Origin of the sequence: Alteromonas sp. BL110 (assembly GCF_003443615.1) — a bacterium.
Lineage (GTDB): Bacteria > Pseudomonadota > Gammaproteobacteria > Enterobacterales > Alteromonadaceae > Alteromonas.
Map to the genome: position 1 here is coordinate 3,266,230 of NZ_CP031967.1, position 19,748 is coordinate 3,285,977.

The 19,748-nt window shown below is 43.2% G+C and carries 13 protein-coding genes and 1 pseudogene; 10 read left to right on the top strand and 4 right to left on the bottom strand.

Going from position 1 to position 19,748, the window contains the following annotated elements; translation table 11 throughout:
* Nucleotides 1-271 precede the first annotated feature (271 nt).
* The 4 genes and pseudogenes from lon (at nucleotide 272) to dapE (ending at nucleotide 7,214) form a co-directional block, all read left to right on the top strand.
* Nucleotides 272-2,623, top strand: a complete 2,352-nt coding sequence (lon, locus tag D1814_RS14080) for an endopeptidase La (RefSeq protein WP_118493316.1) — start codon at nucleotides 272-274, stop codon at nucleotides 2,621-2,623.
* A gap of 321 nt (nucleotides 2,624-2,944) precedes the next feature.
* Nucleotides 2,945-3,217, top strand: coding sequence for a nucleoid-associated protein HU-beta (gene hupB / locus D1814_RS14085; protein WP_012518978.1), 273 nt, complete (start codon nucleotides 2,945-2,947; stop codon nucleotides 3,215-3,217).
* A gap of 314 nt (nucleotides 3,218-3,531) precedes the next feature.
* Nucleotides 3,532-5,424, top strand: a complete 1,893-nt coding sequence (locus D1814_RS14090) for a SurA N-terminal domain-containing protein (RefSeq protein ID WP_118493318.1) — start codon at nucleotides 3,532-3,534, stop codon at nucleotides 5,422-5,424.
* 614 nt (nucleotides 5,425-6,038) lie between these two features.
* Nucleotides 6,039-7,214: pseudogene (gene dapE / locus D1814_RS14095) on the top strand (succinyl-diaminopimelate desuccinylase).
* Nucleotides 7,215-7,334: 120 nt separating this feature from the next.
* Here the strand turns inward: dapE and D1814_RS14100 are convergent.
* Both D1814_RS14100 and D1814_RS14105 read right to left on the bottom strand, forming a co-directional pair.
* On the bottom strand, nucleotides 7,335-9,053 hold the full coding sequence (locus D1814_RS14100; protein WP_118493320.1) for a GNAT family N-acyltransferase: 1,719 nt from the start codon (nucleotides 9,051-9,053) through the stop codon (nucleotides 7,335-7,337).
* A gap of 194 nt (nucleotides 9,054-9,247) precedes the next feature.
* A complete protein-coding gene (locus D1814_RS14105; protein ID WP_118493322.1) occupies nucleotides 9,248-10,045 on the bottom strand; it encodes a UDP-2,3-diacylglucosamine diphosphatase in 798 nt (265 codons plus the stop codon).
* Between the two features lie 300 nt (nucleotides 10,046-10,345).
* Between D1814_RS14105 and D1814_RS14110 the strand changes: the two genes are divergently transcribed.
* Entirely contained in the window at nucleotides 10,346-12,364 is a 2,019-nt protein-coding gene (locus D1814_RS14110; RefSeq protein WP_118493324.1) for a hypothetical protein, read from the top strand.
* Between the two features lie 51 nt (nucleotides 12,365-12,415).
* Here D1814_RS14110 and D1814_RS14115 read toward each other — a convergent pair whose 3' ends face one another.
* The gene (locus D1814_RS14115; RefSeq protein WP_118493326.1) at nucleotides 12,416-13,321 is read right to left on the bottom strand and encodes a LysR family transcriptional regulator; all 906 of its coding nucleotides are present in this window, start codon (nucleotides 13,319-13,321) and stop codon (nucleotides 12,416-12,418) included.
* A 119-nt stretch (nucleotides 13,322-13,440) separates the two neighbouring features.
* Between D1814_RS14115 and D1814_RS14120 the strand changes: the two genes are divergently transcribed.
* From D1814_RS14120 to D1814_RS14135, 4 genes are all read left to right on the top strand, one after another.
* Nucleotides 13,441-14,334, top strand: coding sequence for a bile acid:sodium symporter family protein (locus D1814_RS14120; RefSeq protein ID WP_118493328.1), 894 nt, complete (start codon nucleotides 13,441-13,443; stop codon nucleotides 14,332-14,334).
* Nucleotides 14,335-14,354: 20 nt separating this feature from the next.
* On the top strand, nucleotides 14,355-15,197 hold the full coding sequence (locus D1814_RS14125; RefSeq protein ID WP_118493330.1) for an SDR family oxidoreductase: 843 nt from the start codon (nucleotides 14,355-14,357) through the stop codon (nucleotides 15,195-15,197).
* 150 nt (nucleotides 15,198-15,347) lie between these two features.
* The gene (locus tag D1814_RS14130) at nucleotides 15,348-16,475 is read left to right on the top strand and encodes a phosphotransferase family protein (RefSeq protein WP_118493332.1); all 1,128 of its coding nucleotides are present in this window, start codon (nucleotides 15,348-15,350) and stop codon (nucleotides 16,473-16,475) included.
* Nucleotides 16,475-17,227 (top strand): SDR family oxidoreductase, encoded by a 753-nt coding sequence (locus tag D1814_RS14135; protein WP_118493335.1) that lies wholly within the window; start codon nucleotides 16,475-16,477, stop codon nucleotides 17,225-17,227. The genes D1814_RS14130 and D1814_RS14135 overlap by 1 nt, the downstream gene beginning before the upstream one ends.
* Before the next feature lie 183 nt (nucleotides 17,228-17,410).
* Here the strand turns inward: D1814_RS14135 and rpsT are convergent, their stop codons facing one another.
* The gene (rpsT, locus tag D1814_RS14140) at nucleotides 17,411-17,674 is read right to left on the bottom strand and encodes a 30S ribosomal protein S20 (RefSeq protein ID WP_014950134.1); all 264 of its coding nucleotides are present in this window, start codon (nucleotides 17,672-17,674) and stop codon (nucleotides 17,411-17,413) included.
* Nucleotides 17,675-18,123: 449 nt separating this feature from the next.
* Between rpsT and murJ the strand changes: the two genes are divergently transcribed.
* Nucleotides 18,124-19,683 carry a murein biosynthesis integral membrane protein MurJ gene (gene murJ, locus D1814_RS14145; RefSeq protein WP_118493337.1) on the top strand — a complete coding sequence of 520 codons (1,560 nt, stop codon included), beginning with the start codon at nucleotides 18,124-18,126 and terminating at the stop codon, nucleotides 19,681-19,683.
* Nucleotides 19,684-19,748: the final 65 nt, after the last annotated feature.

Here is a 19,748-nt window from a genome sequence, read left to right on the forward strand (position 1 = left end):
CAACCTTGTGATAACTGCCTGCAACTGATGAGCTAATATCAAAGGTGTTTGATATTTGAGCGAATAAGTGCTGTAAAGCTATCCTTTCTACTAGATTTTTTAGTTTTGTGTTGCCATTCGATGCAAAATCGATAATGGTTATATTGAGGTCGGCTGGCCCTAGAGCAGGGAAGGTAAGGTTAAGGAATTAACACACTTTAATAAGTTTCGATTGAACTTTGCTCTTGCATCCCCATATAAAAATGACATTTCAAACTAATTGAGAACAAGTATGACAGTTGAGCGTGAAAATCGCATTGAAATTCCTGTGCTTGCCTTGCGGGACGTGGTTGTTTACCCGCATATGGTCATACCCCTATTTGTTGGGCGTGAGAAATCAATCCGTTGCCTAGAAGCGGCAATGGATAATGACAAACAAATTTTTCTAGTAGCACAAAAAGACGCGGGCGTTGATGAGCCTGAAGCAGATGACATTTACACTGTAGGTACCATTGCTACTATCCTACAGCTTTTAAAGCTCCCTGACGGTACTGTAAAGGTGCTTGTAGAGGGTAGCGTACGCGGTGAAATTGAAAGCTATAAACAGTCAGATCCCTTCTTTGTTGCTAATGTTGATAGGTTAGACGATGAAGGTATTGATGAGAGTGAGCAAGAAGTCTTGATCCGCTCTGCCGTTTCGCAGTTTGAAGGCTATGTGAAACTTAATAAAAAAATCCCGCCAGAAGTACTGACTTCACTTAATGGGATTGAAGATGCGGCGCGTTTAGCGGACACAATGGCCGCGCATATGCCTCTTAAACTTACTGAGAAGCAAAAAGTGCTAGAAATGCAGGGTGTCAATGAGCGCCTTGAGTATTTGATGGCACTGATGGAAGGCGAAATTGATTTGCTGCAGGTGGAAAAGAAAATTCGCACCCGCGTTAAAAAGCAAATGGAAAAAAGCCAGCGCGAATATTATTTGAATGAGCAAATGAAAGCCATTCAAAAAGAACTGGGAGAGTTAGACGATGCGCCCGATGAGTTCGAGGCGCTATCTAAAAAGATAGCCGACGCGAAAATGCCTAAAGAGGCAGAAGATAAAGCGAAAGCTGAACTTCAAAAGCTTAAAATGATGTCGCCGATGTCAGCAGAAGCCACCGTGCTTCGAAGCTACATTGATTGGCTTACTAATGTTCCGTGGAATAAGCGTTCGCCGGTGAAGAAAGATCTTTCGCGGGCTGAAGGCGTGCTTAACGAAGATCATTACGGCCTCGAAAAAGTAAAAGAACGTATTCTTGAATACCTAGCGGTTCAGCAGCGTGTTAAAAAGCTAAAAGGCCCGATTCTATGTCTTGTGGGGCCTCCTGGTGTAGGTAAAACCTCGCTTGGCCAGTCTGTTGCTAAGGCGACAGGCCGCAAATATGTGCGTATGGCACTAGGTGGTGTGCGAGATGAGGCTGAAATACGTGGCCATCGTCGTACTTACATTGGTTCATTGCCAGGTAAGCTCGTGCAAAAAATGGCGAAAGTAGGGGTTAAAAACCCGCTGTTCCTACTTGATGAAATCGATAAAATGTCATCAGACATGCGAGGTGACCCTGCGTCAGCGTTGCTAGAGGTACTAGACCCTGAGCAAAACAACAGCTTCAGCGACCATTATTTAGAAGTTGATTACGATCTATCAGACGTGATGTTCGTCGCAACCTCCAACAGTATGAATATTCCAGGTCCTTTACTTGACCGAATGGAAGTGATACGTCTTTCGGGTTACACCGAAGATGAAAAGCTTAATATTGCGAAGAACCATTTAATTGGTAAGCAAATGGAGCGCAATGGACTTAAAGCGAAAGAGCTTGAGATTACAGATTCTGCGGTGATTGGCATGATTCGTTACTACACGCGCGAAGCGGGTGTTAGGAGCTTAGAGCGCGAAGTATCGAAGGTATGCCGTAAAGCGGTTAAAGATATCTTACTCACGAAGAGCAAAGATAAAGTGGTTGTCACTCAAGATAATCTTAAAGACTATCTTGGCGTTCAGCGCTTTGATTACGGTAAGGCCGACAAAGACAACCAAATTGGCCAGGTTACAGGATTGGCTTGGACCCAGGTTGGTGGGGATTTACTGACTATTGAAACCACATCAGTTCCTGGTAAAGGGAAAATGACGTCTACAGGCTCTTTAGGCGATGTGATGCAGGAGTCAATTAAGGCGGCAATGACAGTGGTAAGAAGCCGCGCTGAAAAGCTTCGTATTAATGACGATTTTTATGAGAAGCGTGATATTCATGTGCACGTTCCTGAAGGTGCGACTCCAAAAGACGGCCCAAGCGCCGGTATTGCAATGTGCACCGCTTTAGTATCTTCACTAACGGGTAACCCTGTGAAGTGTGATGTTGCCATGACAGGCGAAATTACTCTTCGCGGTGAAGTTCTTGCTATTGGTGGTCTAAAAGAAAAGTTACTTGCAGCACACCGGGGTGGCATTAAAACTGTTGTTATTCCAAAGGATAACGAGCGAGATTTGGAAGAGATTCCAGACAACGTGAAGAAAGACTTATCAATCCACCCAGTAAAATGGATTGATGATGTTCTTGATATTGCGCTTCAGGAACCGGTTGAAAGTTTCGAAGTGGTTAAAAAGTAACTTACAGGTTTGGCTGTATACCTTTATTTTTAAAGGCGTGCAGCCTAGTTTTTGCTATAAAAATGCAATAATTGACTAAATTATGCGCATTAGACGAAAGAAAACCTTATTTTTTTGAAAATAGGGCTTTCATGTCACAAAAGTTGTGTTACCTTTAACTGGTATTCGCTTGAAGCCTTGCCACAAAAGGGATTGCAGCGATTCATTTAAAAAGTTAATTATTTGTGACTGAAGCTTGATGTTAACGATCAAGCTTGCTATAACGTTCAAGCAAAATCGTTTTGGACAAACAGTATAATAACAATCGAAGGGGATCTAATTGTGAACAAGTCTCAACTTATCGACCAAATCGCTGCTGGTGCAGACATTTCTAAAGCAGCTGCTGGCCGCGCTCTTGACGCATTCACTGACTCAGTAACTGCGGCGCTTAAAGACGGCGACCAAGTTGCACTAGTAGGCTTTGGTACTTTCTCAGTTCGCGAACGTTCAGCTCGCAGTGGCCGTAACCCACAAACTGGTGAGACTATTCAGATTTCAGCAGCGAAAGTTCCATCTTTCAAAGCTGGTAAAGCACTGAAAGACGCTTGTAACTAAGCAAAAAAATTATAGAAAAAGGCGATGGCTAGTCCATCGCCTTTTTTATTTCTAAAAGAAAGAATTCAATATTGGGGTCAGAGTAACGACTCTGACCCCAATATTTTAAGAATAGGAATAACCCCTTTCAGGCATGTCTATTTCTTATACATGTTAGTGAAACACCCTTACTTGACGAAAGACATTACAAATAGTGTGTTTTGGCGTTTATATTCGGTGGCATTGGGTTATAATCAGCGCTTATTTTACCTTGAGCTTGCCAGCAGATGGTGAATTAGGGTAACTGTAGTAAGCAACGGAGTTGAAGAACAATCATGCTAGAAAGAATCAGAGAAGGTTCTCAAGGCCCTTGGGCGATGGCGATAATTGCGCTTATCGTTTTAAGTTTCGTATTCGCAGGTGTTGGTAGTTACCTAACATCATCAGGTACTACAGCAGTAGCAACTGTCAACGGCGAAGAAATTTCGGCACAAGAACTAGAACGCGCATACCAGAATCAGCGTGCACAAATGGAGTCACAGTACGGCGAAAGCATCGCGCAGCTTTTCTCTAGCGAACAATATCTCGCAGATTTTAGAAAAAATGTACTGGACAGACTTATTGCTGAAAAACTGATTCAGCAACAAGCTACCGATATGGGTTTACGTGTAAGCGATGAACAAATTCGTGAAACGATAGTGCAAATGCCTGAATTTCAGTTTGGTGGCCAGTTTGATAACGAGCGTTTCCAAGCTATTCTCCGTCAAAATGGTTTTCAAGTTGCAGACTTCCGCGATTATCTAAGAACGCAAATGACCCAGAATCAGTTGGCGGCAGCGTTAACGAATTCTTCATTTTCTCTAGATAGCGAAGTGCAGCAGGCTAATGCTCTTCAACGTCAAACTCGCGATGCAAAATACGTATTGGTGAGCTCTGACGAATTCGCCGATTCTATCGAAGTAACAGACGCTGATGTAGAAGCTTTCTACAACGACAATATTGCTTCTTTCGATACTGAAGAGCAGGTGAAACTCGCTTTTGTAAAACTAAGCGTTGAAGACCTCAAAGGTCGCGTTTCTGTAGATGAAGATGCTGTGCGTACTTATTACGACAACAACTTGGGAAGCTACGGCACTGAAGAGGAACGCCGAGTTTCACATATTCTTATCGAAGCCGGTGATGACCAAGACGCCGCGAGAGCAAAAGCAGAGTCATTAAAAACTCAGCTTAATAACGATGCTGATTTTGCAGTACTTGCTGAAGAAAACTCCGATGATACGTTCTCAGCTGAGAACGGCGGTGATCTCGATTTTATTACCCCTGAAATGATGGACCCAGCGTTTGATGAAGCCGCTTTTGCTTTAGAAAACGTGGGTGATGTATCTGACGTTGTCGAGACCGAGTTTGGCTTTCACATTATTAAGTTAACAGACATTAAAGAAGCGCAAGTAAAATCATTTGATGAAGTGGCCAGCGAAATTCGCGATACCCTTCTTTACGATGCTGCAATGGAGAAGTACTTTGAGCTTCAAAACACCCTAGCTGAGATTGCGTTTGAGGTGCCAGATACGCTTGAAGACGCAGCGAATGCCGTAGATTTACCTATACAAGAGTCTGTGCTTTTCAGTCGAAATACGGCACCTGCAGAACTGAGCTTTCCTGGCTTGCTGGATGTTGCTTTCTCATCGGAGTTAGTCGAGGAAGGCCTTAACAGCGATATCATCGAGCTTGATGACGAAACGGTAGTTGTAGCACGTGTTATTGAACATCAACCACAACGCACCCAGTCACTAGACGAAGTTCGCGAAGGCATTGAAGCATCAGTTAAAGCTGAAAAAGCGAAAGAAGCAGCAGAAGCTTGGGCCTTTGACATCGCACAAAAAGTACGCGCTGAAGAAAGCGTTGAAAGCGAACTAGCAGAAAAATCTGTAGCTTGGGAAACGGCTACGGCAGTGCCAAGAGCAGGTGGTATATTAGCACGTGCATTGGTTGACACGCTTTTCTCATTGGGTCTTGAAGGTGAAGATAAGGTTGACGTAGCAACAACAGTTAACGGCGATGTCGCAGTTGTAATGCTAGAAGGCGTAAATGCTGCTCCTGAGCTCGAGAACGATCTAGGTGAAAGCCTGAAACAGCGTCTTGCTCAAGTACAAGGTCAACGCGTTTATCAGCAGTATATCGATGCGCTTCGCGCAAATGCTGACGTGACTATTTCAGAATCATTATAATCAGGTTTAGCCACTCAAATAACGGGTAGCAACAATACAATAAATGTAAAAAGCCAGCTTTTAACAAAAAGCTGGCTTTTTTGATCGGTCGCCTTTTTCGCGTGATGGTTATTTAATTGGTGCTGCAGCGTAATCAATGCTTCAGTAAATTTACTTACTAAACCCTTAAGCTGTGTTGGGTTAGCTCATAGATAGACACGCTATGAGCAAAAAAAGTTAATTCGTTAAAAACAACATGAGTGTATAAAACGCCGCAATGACACCGGATAGCACGAATATGTAAAGAAAACCTTGCTTGCCTTGTTCGAGGGTGTACTTGTTAGCCTGCAAATAACCAAACCAAAGTAATGACAAGATAAGTGGTATTAAAACAATTATTTTTAACACGATAACGCCTTCTTATAAGTTGTGGTCTATTTATAACAATGTGTGCGGCTATAGACAAATATTAGGGATGCCGGTCGAAACTCTCATACACTTGCAGTAATCTTTTTCCCAATCATCTACGCTATAAGGGCTTTTGCCTTGATGTCATGGCTTTGTCGCAAATCTGTTATTAGTGTGTCACGTTAAATTTGTGTAATAGACCCATGTTTCTAAATTGGGTTACACGAATGTCAATTCAGCCTTTACCTTCTTTAGCGCCGGCGCGCAGTATTCACTTTGCCGAAATACTAATGGCAAGGGAGTCTATCACTCCATTAGACGCGGGTTGTCAAAGCTACCTAATCTATAAACTTGAAAAATTTGGCTTCGTATGTGAAAAACACAAAATTAGTGGCGTTAAAAACCTCATCGCCAAATGGGGGCAGGGGCCTGTAAACCTAGCGTTCAGTGGGCATACTGATGTAGTGCCGCCAGGTTCCCTCGATAAATGGAAATCTCCGCCTTTTAGTCCAGTTATAAGTGAAAATAAGCTTTACGGTCGCGGCGCCGCCGATATGAAAACGGGTATCGCAGCCATGCTAGCGGCAACAGAGCGGACCATTGCATCTTTAGATCCTAGCCGAATATCATTCTGGTGGTTAATTACCAGCGATGAAGAAGGAGAGGCGCAATGGGGTTCAAAGTGGATAGCAGAGTATTTATCGTCTCACAATGTACAGCTTGATATGTGTTTAGTGGGTGAGCCTTCTGCATCTACAAAAACCGGTGATACGATAAAAATAGGCCGCAGAGGCTCACTTTCTGGCACTATTTATATTACTGGAAAGCAAGGCCATGTAGCCTACCCAAAGACCGCGGTCAATGCCATTCACAAAGCAAATAAAGTGGTTAACGCATTAACTGAATATCCATTTGATAAGGGAAGCGATGACTTTCCTGGCACTACGCTTCAAATAACGCACATGGACACAGGAAGCTTCACCGATAACATAGTGCCTAGTTAAGTGCGGGTAGAATTTAACATTAGGTATTCATGGCAGTTTGATCAATACACCTTGTCTACATTGCTACGCGATATTATTAAGGAGGTAGATGTAGAAGCCGATGTAAGCTTTTCAAGACCTTGCGAAGCTTATTTAAGTACACCAAATAGTGATGCACAAAAGTGCCTCATTGCTTGTGTTGAAAAAGCCATCAAAGGCGCGACAGGTCGTTACCCAGTAATAAGTACATCCGGCGGCACTTCAGATGGCCGTTTCTTTGCTAGTGAGCATACTCAGGTAGTTGAAGTTGGCGTGCCAAACACCACTATTCATCAGGTAAACGAACACATTCATATATCTGACTTGCTTACACTCGAAGATATCTACACGGATATACTTAAAAATGTTGGCGGTAGGTAATTGCTTTTGGTATGCCTAGAAAAGTAGAAAAGTAGAAAAGTAGAAAAGGGAGCTCAGTTAGGCGCTCCCTTTTTAGCTTTTGCCTAGGTCTTTATAAGAGACGTGTTTTTTCCTTTAACCTTAGGCTGTAGCTTTAAGCTGTATGTTGGTTAAATAGCGCCTACGTTTTTTCTCGGTCAGGCTTTGCACATCAACCACCACTAAACCATCGATACAGTCATTGAAATCCGGGTCGACATTAAAACCTAAGAACGCCACACCACCGTCTTTAGACAGTTCAGAGTATTGCTTATAAAGCGTTGGAACGTTAACACCCATATTAGCCAATAAATCCTTTAACTCGGTAAATTCGGCTTTGTAATCGTTACCTTTAAATTGATGCAACGCATCGTTAGCCATTTGATAAGGCCGTTTACAGGTTGCTTCCCCGAACTTTGCAGGAAAGTACGTGGAATAGAATTGTACTAGTAGATCTTTAGCGGGCTCAGGATAGGTATTGCTCAGTGATACTGCACCAAAAAGATATCGGTATTTAGGGTAGCGACCTAAAAATGCCCCGATACCAAACCACAAATAATCTAAGCTGCGTTTGCCCCAGTAGCGAGGCTGCACAAAGCTTCGTCCTAACTCTAAGCCTTGCTTAAAGAGTTTTTCGTTGTTTCTACCGTAATTAAATAAGGTTGCTGAGTAGAGTCCCGTAGGGTGGTCGGGCGCAGTCAAAAGTTCTGCATCGCCAAAGCGATAGGCGCCTACAATTTCTAAGTCGCTGTCGTCCCATAGCACAAGGTGATAATAGTAAGAGTCGTATTGATCGATGTCTCTACGTTTATTGGTGCCTTCTCCCACGGCGCGAAATGCGACTTCTCGCAAACGGCCTATCTCTCGCATAATCGGAGAGCAGCTTTTGTGCTGATACAGGTAGATAGACTTTCCGTCGCCAGTTTCACCTAAATGTTCGCAATCTCGCATAGCGCGGGCGAGCTCTTTTCTGTCTTCGGGCATAGCAATAGACGCCTGCGTTTCAAATACGCCTTTCTTGTTGCTGCCAATGCGATAAAGGTGGCGCTTAAACAGCTTTACCTGCTCTTTTAGCGGAATAGACGTTTGCTGGTATGCTTCAAAGGGGATGAGTAGCCCTATGCGCATGGGCAAGTGCTTTTTGCGTTGTTTAAACATCTCTTTTACAAGCAGAGCAGTGGCGAGTGGCTTATATACCATAGACACGCCGTAAAAAAGTGGGCTATTTTTAGCATCGATATAAACTGGCAATATTGGCGCTTTAGCTTGCTTTGCAATACGCAAAAAGCCTGTGTGCCACCGCGTGTCGCGAACACCTTGCGGGCGTAATCTAGAGACTTCACCAGCAGGGAAAATCAATATAGCACCGTCGCTTTTGAGGTGTTTTTGGATAGCCGATAAATGCTGCTTCGGTGTACCACCCTGCATATTATTTACTGGTAGCAACATATCGTGAAGAGGCTCGATAGCCATGAGCATTTCATTGGCCACTACTTTTAAGTCGTGCCGCACTTCACTAACTAGTTTAATTAGCGCAAGGGCATCGAGAGAGCCAATAGGGTGGTTTGCGATAATTACCACTTTACCTTCGCTTGGAATACGTTCTTTTTCCACATCCCGGGTGGAGTAGCTGATATTGAAGTACTCCAACACTTGTTCAACAAAATCAATGTCTTCATAGTGCGGATAGGTTTCACCAAACTCGGTAATTTCACGTTCGTGAAGAAGGTGCCTTAATACGAAAGACAGCGATTTGAACAGAATAGGGTTATTCGCCACTTGAGGATAATGCTTGTTCAGTACGTCGTTTACAGTAAACATAGAACCTGTTTCTCTTTCGGTTTTGGCGAACAATAGCAGGGCAATGTGACGCTTTTCCCACAGTTTGATGGCAGTTATTTGACAGTGTTATAAAGATATAATTAGTGCTGGTTCAACAAATTGGTTGCGCGTAGATGCGAGTAGTAAAAGTACTAACGGGGGCTATGAGCGCCCCCCTTTGAAAGTCGCGGTAACTATGCTGCTTTTGAGCGAGACGTTTCAGCTGCGATGGAGGTTACCGTAGCTGACCCAATTGAATCGAGATAATGGATAAGGGATAAATTTCCGTTCATGTCTTCAGAAAGTGCACTGCAGTTCTCTATCCAGTCGCCATCATTAATGTAGTGAATACCGTTTTCATAACTACTTTCAGGGTGATGAATGTGTCCACACACTACGCCATCCAATCCCATTTCCTCTGCACGCTTACAGCACGCCTCTCGATAGCGGGCAATGGCTTCATTCGCCCCTTTAATGTGCTTCTTGATATAGCCTGCCAACGACCAGTATTCACGTTTTCTCCACGTCCTAAATCGGTTAAATTCACGGTTAAGAAAGAGCAGTAGATCGTAACCTTTGTCGCCAATCCAAGCATGGAATTTGCCCATGGTCACATCGCCGTCGAACTGATCGCCATGTAAAACTAGGTAACGTTTTCCCCGCACTGTGGTGTGCACCAACTCTCGCTCTATTTCTATATCGCCGAACGCCATGCCAGAGTATGACTGGATTGGCTCGTCGTGGTTGCCAGGTAAATAAACTACGCGCGTACCATGTTGGCTCATTTGCATAAACTTATGCATAACTTGATTATGGGCTTTTGGCCATCGAAATTGTTTGGTCATTTGCCACATATCAACAATGTCGCCCACTAAATATAAGGTGTCTACTGTGATGCTATCTAGAAAGGAGAGTAAGTATTCAGCTTTGCAATCTCGGTTGCCCAAGTGAATATCTGATAGCCAAAGTGTCCGATAGTGTGTCTTTTTCATAGCGGTTTTCCAAAGCGATGCCTTGGACCGTCACTATAGGTTTGCAAATTGACATTACCGTGACGCTTGCTTGACCATTGTGTTACAAACTTAATCTAAAGTATAAGAAAAGGGCGGCAATTATCGTTACAAATTACATGCAAATTAAATTCGTATCGGATACTCTGGTGTTTCAAGGATGAAGTTTCGTAACGTACAAGGTAGTTCAGTCTCAGTATTCAGACCGTTATCAATATCCTCTCGTTCTCTCTTCGTCCTTAGTTTCTATTGTGATGTAACGTAAAAACTAAGAGGCCACTCATGAAAATAAATAAAAAGCTCGCTCCGATCCCACTTTTTGTATCCCTCGCTCTTACAGGGTGTATTGAAGTTGATGATGATAGTAATGACGGAGTTGTTGACGCGCTTAATCAACAAAATACTGTACTTACTGAACAAAACAACCTTCTTGTAGAGCAAATCGAAAATAATCAAACTTCGGTTACACTGGCAGGCGCTGTGGTTGATACACGCACTGATATACCTTTAGTGAGCTTGAATGTCGCTGTTTATCAAGGAGATACAGTGGTTGCGGAAGGTGTAACTTCAGAAAATGGCGGTTTTAACTTAGAAGGCTTACCAGCGAGTGCAGACCTTACCGTTGTAGTTTCTTCCACTGATGAAAGCTATCTTGAGCGAGCATTTTTCATAACTACCGGCCCTGTAAGTGCAGGCGAAGGTTACGATGACATTGGTATCATTGGGGTTTCTGAGCCAGTTGAAGTGGAATTCAGCGTTACGGATATGCAAAGCGGCGAAGCAGTAAGTGGGCTGAGCTTTATTGGTTTCTCTTTTTCGGGCGCTTCCACCAGCGATGTGTTTAATTTCGCCCATGAAAGTGAATTCAATGACGAAACACAAACTTATCAAATCACTTTACCGCGTGACTTGAACGTTACGTTGCGCGCGAATATCGACATAGATGACGACGGTGAAGCTGACTTCGATTTCACTAACAACGGCAATGTAAATATATCTGGCGATACACTGTTTATTTACGATGCAAGTGAGTTTACGGAAGGGGAAATTAGCCTTAGTCAGTACGAGGATGAGGCAGCAGAGGAGAAAACTGTTGTAATTAGCCTTATCGATAATATGGGCGAGCCTATCGCTGGTGCTGAGTTCATGATGGATATGTTTGAAGAGACGTATACTTCTGAATATGACGAAGAAAGTGACTCTTATGAGTTGGTCATTCCATTTGATGGTGGTATCTCGTTTGAAATGTCCTCTTTCCAGGTAGGTGATATCACCTATTCGACGGGCAGTATTAATCTTAGTCGCTCAACACGTTATGCAACGGGAGAAACTTCAATTAACGTTAATACGAGTGGTTTTGAATCAAATAACTATTACACAGTAGCCGATTCAGAGGTGATTAACTTAGTACTAGTTCCTACTGAAGTTGAGCCCCTAGCAACCGTCGAAGTTATCACTACGAATGTTAACCCATCTAGTTTTGCTTATTCAGTGTACTACAGCGAAGCTGTCGATATAGATCTGGACGAGGTCAGCCTGACTTATGACCAGGTTTCAATTGTTCGGGGCAACGAATCTGCTGATGATAGCGTTCCTAATGGTTACACTTATATCTTAAGTGAAGAGGCAAGCGTAGAACTAAGCCAGAATGTGGCATTAAGCGGCGTTAAGCACACGTTTACTCCAGCAGCCGAATTACAAGCTAATACTAACTACCGTTTTGCAATAGGAGAGGTTTCTCCAACCTCTGGTGGCGTTTCAGCAAATGTTTATGGTGACGATTATTCGTTCACCACTCCTACAGATGAAACTGCAGAGTTCGATATCAACGCGCTAAAATTAGATAACAGCAATTTTTACTCTAATGGTTCAGTTATTGTGAGTGAAAATACAGCAGGGGTTCCAAATTCAGCAAATAATTATGGAAATTCAGTTAGTATATTGCTGCCAACATCAGTCGAGTCGCTTAGTTACCTTATTATTAATTTCGAAAGTTACACTGAATATGGAAATCAATACGCGTTTGTTAACAGCTATGAGCTAGTTCGAGATGAAAACATTTTTATGCAGCGTCAGTTTGCAATAAACGTGGCCCAAAATGAGAGTATATCTAACCAGTCTGGCATGTCTTATCTAAGAGGTACTACAGTAGTCGACGGCGAGTACATCTACAGAGATAGTATCGGCCTATATCTAGAGGATAATACTGCTGAAAATCCAGTAAGTGCGACCTTTAATTATGAATATCAAACAAAAGCCGGGGACAATGCATCGGGCAAGTTAACACTTCCTATTCTTTAGCTCTAGAAAAGTGATGTAAGTATAAGCCGATACCGCAGTGTATCGGCTTTTTTATAAACCCAATTTATTTGCTACTTCTACAAGCTTTTTTCGCATCCATAAGTTTACTAAATCGTCATCTGCGTTTTTGTGCCAGTACATGTGTACGGGGAGAGGAGGAACTTCAAACGGAAGTGGCGAAATTTCGATATCAAATTTGTTGCGGAACTGTTGCGCAAATCGCGTTGGCATCGTCAGCAATAGGTCACACTGACTCACCACATTAACGGCGGCAAAGTAGTGCTCACATTGCAGGGATATTTTTCGATGCAAATTGTGTTGAGCAAGGGCGAGATCAACATTGTCCAGCTTGGAATCTTTCAAAGACACAAGTGCATGCTGTGCTGCTGAATAGTTTTCAATACTGGGGTTGTCTAGGTAGCTATTTGTAGGCGCGCATAGTACGACAAAAGTTTCTTCGCAGATAAACTGAGAACGTATCTCACTGCTGGTAGGAACGAGGGCATCAATTACGATATCAATCTCTTTATTAGTGAGTGCAGGCGCTAGTTCGGGCCAGGTTACCTGTCTACTATTTACCGTGATATTGGGGGTGTTTTGAACAAGTTCAGGAATTAACATTGGAAAAAATATAGATTCAAGAATATCGCGCAGTCCAAGGTTAACCGTGCGTGGTTTATCACCTATGTCGAACTCAACCTTGCCTTTTAAGGTATTTTCAAGGGTTTCAATTGACGTCACGACCGATGTAATGATGCCTTGGCAGAACGGGGTAGGGACAACTTGTCGCCCATGACGAATAAACAGAGGATCATCAAATTTACCTCGTAACCGCCCTAATGCGTGGCTTACTGCAGGCTGAGTAATATGCAGCGCATTAGCGGCTTTCGTAATACTGCCGTGCTCATAGACTGCGCGTAGCACCACGAACAAATTAAAATCTATTTTTCCATGCATATTATTTATGGGTTTCCATAATAAGGCATCATTTTTATTTATTGGTAAACAGAGTACACTGGCTTAAATGTTAATAAAAGGTTTCTTTGAAAGAGGCTTCTTTTGTAAGGGGCGTGTGCATGCAGGCATCTGTACTTACCGAGGTGTTGTTACCTCTCGCGTTGGCATTTGTTATGTTTGGCATGGGGTTAACCCTAACCCTTGATGACTTTGCCCGACTTATTAAATCCCCTAAGGCGGTAGTAACGGGCTTTATAGGTCAAATTATCTTGTTACCTTTGTTAGCCTTCGGTTTATGTATTGCGTTTGGGGTTCCCGACTATATTGCCGTTGGCGTAATGGTTTTGGCAGCATGTCCTGGCGGTACTACCAGTAACTTAATCAGCCATATTGCAAAAGCCAATCTAGCTCTTTCAGTTAGCTTAACCGCAATTTCAACCATTGCCTGCGTCTTCACTACGCCATTTATTATTCAATTTGCCATTAACTACTTTGTAAAAGAAAACGCCCCTGAATTCTCCATTATTCAAACGGTGGCAGGGCTAGTAGGTATATCAATATTGCCGGTGATAATTGGTATGACTATCCGCCACTTTATTAGCGCTTTCGCTATGAAAACAGAAAACTTCTTTCGTCAATTTTCTATGTACTTTATGTTGCTTATGATTATCGGAGTGCTTGTCTCAGAAAGAGATAACCTAGCGACATCTTTTGAAAGCGCCTTTCTAGTTTGTTTAGCGTTAAACCTTTTATCAGTATTGCTAGGGTTGATGCTTGCCAAACTCTCTGCATTGGCAATTAAAGACTCGCTTACCCTTGCGATTGAAATAGGCGTACAAAACGCGGCACTTGCGATGCTGATATGCATTACTTTTTTACAAGCGCCTGACTACGCTATCGCCCCTGGCGTTTACGGTATAGCAATGTACATCGGTCCCGCATTATTAGCGCTGTGGGCAAAGCGAAATGCAAAGATAGCGGTGAAAACAACGCCAAAAGTATTCGTAAAATAATAAAAAGTAGGAACTACATAATGCGTTTATTAATTACCGGTGGTGCTACCGGCTTAGGTCAGGCCATTGCCCTAAAATGGGCGGAAAAGTGGGTAAGCAAAGATAAAGATATAAGTATTTGCATTGCAGACATTAACCAAGAGAGGGGAGATGAAACGGTAGGTATGCTTTCTGCACAAGGTGCAAATGCGTTTTATGTTCACTGCGATATAACCTCCGACGATGACGTTAAAGCCCTAGCGCAAACTATTGAATCACGCTGGGGTGGCGTTGATTATGTGTTTAATAATGCTGGGGTCGCTACGGGCGGTAGCCTTTTAGACGAGACTATTGAACAGTGGCAGTGGGTATTCGATATTAACGTGTTAGGCATGGTGAGAGTAAGTCGTGCGCTATTGCCGTTGATGCGGAAGCAGTGCAGTGGTTACTTTATTAATGTTGCCTCACAAGCAGGGCTAACGCCTATTCCTTATATGGGAAGTTATAACGCAGTGAAAGCCGCTGTAGTATCGTTTTCTGAAACCATAAAGTTGGAACTAGCACCAGACAATATTAACGTTAGTGTGGTATGCCCTAGCTTTTTCAAAACCAATCTAGATGAGTCGATGCGAAGCAATAACCCAGCCTCACACAGGATGATAAATAAGTTTTTTGCTAAGGCAGATATGACTAAAGAAGAGGTGGCGGAGTCAATATATCAACAAGTCAGTCAAGAGAAATTCCTTATTCTTACTCACAAGCTAGGCAAACGGGCGTTCTTATTGAAGAAGTTGTTACCCACTCAGCGCTATATAAGCAATATGCTCAATCAAACTAAAACGATGAAACGAGCAATGGAAAGCATAACTAAAGAAAAAATTTAAAGAGTTCAGACAGGCATTTTCGTAAACGCATATTGCTCGCATTTATGAATTGCGTGATGGACAGCGAAGACAAAATTAGTTTCGAAGATATGCTTACCAATAACCAGGTTTGAATAAGCGATTACTACAAAAATTAAAAGAAGAAAAAATATGCAACAACAGGTAATAGATAAAGCGAATAGCGTGCGTGTAGGCGAAGAGCTAGACGTCGGCGCTGTACACAATTGGCTTAAGGAAAGTATTAGTGCCTCGAGCCCATTGTCAGCCGCTATACGCAGTAGCGATAGTTTGCCTAACATTACCCAGTACTCCGGTGGCGCGTCTAATTGGACGTACTGCTTGGACTATCAAAGCAACGATCAAAACCAGAGCGAGCAAACGTCATTGATCTTGCGCAGGGCACCAGCAGGCACAAAAGCCAAAGGGGCCCACGATATGGGGCGAGAGTACCGATTACAGCACGCGCTAAAGCCTGTCTACCGGTACGTGCCAGAAATGCTTGGGCTTTGTGAAGATGAAAGCATATTAGGCACTGAGTTCTACGTAATGGAGAAATTTACCGGTGTAATACCCCGCAAGAACTTACCCAGTGGTTTAGAGACAACAGATCAGCAAACCAAGCAGCTTTGCACTAATGTACTTGATAGTTTAATAGAACTTCATAAAGTTGATTATAAAAGAGCGGGGCTTGAGCACTTGGGGAAAGGTGCAGGGTATATAGAGCGTCAAATAAGCGGGTGGAGCGAGCGCTACAGTAAAGCAAAAACCTGGAATGTACCCTCGGGTAAAAAGATTATGCGCTGGCTAGAGAACAACATGCCTGACCAAGAACGCATATGTATTACGCACAATGACTTCAGGTTCGACAATGTTGTGTTAAAGCCGGAGAACTATACCCAAATCATCGGTGTTCTGGATTGGGAGTTAGCCACTTTGGGTGACCCGCTTATGGACTTAGGCAACACCTTGGCGTATTGGGTGCAAGCTGATGATGACTTTTTAGCGCAATCAACGCGTCGTCAGCCAACTCACTTACCGGGAATGCTCACTCGTAAGCAAGTTGTGGCGTATTACTGTAAGGAAATGGAGATAGATGTTGAAGATTTTACTTTTTACGAGGTGTACGGGCTTTTCCGTTTAGCCGGTATCGCCCAGCAGATCTACTATCGCTATCACCATAAGCAAACAAATAACCCAGCGTTCAAAAACTTTTGGATCTTCATTCATTACTTAATGTGGCGTTGTAATAAGGCCATTAAAGCATCAGGAAAACGATAATGACAACAAGACGCAATATTCTGATCACAGGCGCGAGCTCTGGCTTAGGCAAGGGCATGGCGATAGAGTTTGCCAAGCAGGGTAGCAACTTAGCGCTATGCGCTAGGCGTTATGAGAACTTAGAAAAACTGAAAGAAGAGTTACTTTTAATTAATCCAAGCATTGATGTTTATATTCGATCGCTCGATGTAAATGAACACGATGCTGTTTTTGAAGTGTTCGACGCATTTAAAGCCGACATGGGGACCCTAGATAGAGTCATTGTAAACGCAGGAATGGGCAAGGGTGCGTCAATTGGCACTGGGTATTTCCACGCCAACAAGCAAACGGCGGTAACTAACTTTGTGTCAGCGCTAGCACAATGTGAAGCAGCAATGGCCATCTTTAGAGCACAGAATAGTGGTCATCTAGTAACGATTTCATCTATAAGCGCTGTGCGCGGGTTTAGGCGTGCTATGACTGTTTATGCAGCTACAAAGGCAGGACTAACGTCTATGACCGAAGGTATTCGAATGGATGTAATGAATACGCCGATTAAAGTCACTTGCATTCACCCTGGTTTTATTCGCAGCGAAATAAATGAAAAAGTTGAGAAGGTGCCGTTTATTGTTGATACCGAGGTGGGCTGTCGCGCTATGGTGAATGCAATCAATAAAGAAAAAGCGAATGCCTTTGTGCCAAGCTGGCCTTGGGCAATGCTTCACTGGATCATGCGTATCGCGCCGGCTAGCTCAATAAGGGAGATGAGTTGATAAGCGGATAGCTAGAGAGTGAACAGACCGCAAAGACTTTTTATCTAATGATAGGGCTCGCCTAAAGGCGGGCTTTATACTTGAAAGTCTAAAGTTTATTCTGAAACAGCAAATAAACCTTGATTTATTTACAGGTACAAAAAAAGCGCCAAAAGGCGCTTTTTTAACTACTAATCGTAAAGATTAACCTAGTGCTTTGATTTGTGCAGCTAGACGGCTCTTATGACGAGCAGCTTTGTTTTTGTGAATCAAGCCTTTAGTAGCCATTCTGTCAAGTACTGGAGTAGCAGCAGTAAGTGCAGCTTGTGCCGCTTCTTTGTCACCGCTAGCAATTGCAGCGATAACTTTCTTGATGCTTGTACGAGTCATTGAACGACGGCTAGCGTTGTGCTGACGACGCTTTTCGGCTTGGATTGCACGCTTCTTAGCAGACTTAATGTTAGCCAAGGTGTAACTCCCAAAATAAATTCATGTCAAAAACGAGGGTGCGGATTGTGCCTATCAAACGCCCAAATGTCAAACGATTTAAAACTTAAATCATTCCGCGTTAAAACGCGCAAGCTATTGAACACAAAGTATGCTCAACACGTTGCACATTCTTTGCGACATTTCTCTGCGACATTTTTTGAAAGAGATCTATAACGAAATTCTTTCAGGACATTTAAGCGATAGACATGCATAAACAACAGCACCCCATATCGGGCGCGGATTATAGCAAGAAAGTTCATAAAGGTGCACAACTATTTTGAATAAATCGTTTCGTAGACCATAGGCTTTCGCTATTATGACTCGCTCGCAACTTATTGTTGCCTCTTTACGCGTAGCAGACGTCTTTAATTACTTTTAAAAAAGGCTTTTGCTGTTCAGCCTATTTTTACCTCAATTGGAAGTGTGACGTGTCACGGAAGTTAATAAAATCTGGTCTTATTGTCAGTATTATGACCTTAGTCTCGCGGGTATTGGGCCTAGTACGCGACGTTGTTGTAGCCAAACTTATGGGCGATGGGGCAGCTGCTGACGTATTTTTCTTTGCCAACAAAATTCCCAACTTTTTACGTCGCCTGTTTGCTGAAGGCGCATTTGCTCAAGCGTTTATTCCGGTTTTAACCGAAGTTCACGAAAACGATGATAAAAAGCAGCTAAGAGAATTTGTTGCAAAAATTAGCGGTACGTTAGGCGCAATTGTTTTTGTGGTATCCATTATTGGCGTTATTGCATCACCTGTTTTGGCTGCCCTGTTTGGTACCGGTTGGTTTGTGGCATGGCTTGAAGGCGATGAAGCCGGCGATAAATTTGTGCTTGCATCAACCATGCTGAAAATTACTTTTCCTTATTTAGCATTTATCTCTTTAACAGGGTTGGCAGGGGCAATACTCAATACCCTCAACAAATTTGCGGTTGCCGCTTTCACCCCTGTATTACTAAACGTCTGTATTATTACGTGCGCAATATACTTAGCACCTGAGTTAGAGCAGCCCGCATATGCACTTGCATGGGGCGTCTTTATCGGCGGTATTGTTCAGTTCTTATTTCAACTACCGTTCTTGTTCAGAACAGGGCTTTTAGTTAAGCCGAAGTGGGGCTGGCATGACGAAAACGTGGTAAAAGTACGCACTCTGATGATCCCTGCCTTGTTCGGTGTGTCAGTCGGGCAAATCAATTTGTTGTTTGATACCTTTATCGCCAGCTTTTTAGTTACCGGTTCAATAAGCTGGTTGTACTATTCTGACAGACTGCTTGAGTTTCCTTTAGGACTGTTTGGTATCGCCATTGCCACAGTTATTTTACCTACACTGTCTAGAAATCACGTAAGTAATAACCCCAAAGCATTTGCTGCGAATATCGATTGGGCGTTTCGTATGGTATGCCTATTAGGTATTCCTGCAGCAGTAGGGCTTGGCGTGATGGCGAGACCTATTTTAACTGTTATATTCCAACGCGGCGCATTTACCGCTGAAACAGCTATCATGGCCTCTTATTCGCTTACTGCGTATTCGTTTGGCTTGCTCAGCTTTATGCTGGTTAAAATTCTTGCGCCAGGTTTTTACTCCCGTCAAGATACTAAAACACCGGTGAAATTCGGTATCTGGTGTATGGTCGCTAACATGGTGTTTAACGTAGTCCTAGCCATACCTTTTGGTTATGTAGGGTTAGCTATTGCCACCAGCATGTCAGCTACGCTCAACGCTGCTTTGCTCTACATAACGCTTCACCGCCAGGGAGTTTTTGCGTTAAGCCGCACATCGGTTCTGTTTATAGCGCGGGTGATACTCTCAAGTGCTGCCATGGGCGGGCTTATTTACTATCGAGACCAAGGCTTAGCTTTCTTTGATTTATCGCTTTCTGCCCAAATGCTAGAGGTAGGAATAACCATTTCGTTATCGATGATATTGTTCACAACCACCATGGTCGTGCTGGGCATGCGGCCCAGGCATTTCAGAAGCGGCGGCGAGTAATTTTAAATAACGATAAACCAACAGTGCAGGAATGGTGAGCGCGCTTGGTATTGTGCTCGCGGTCG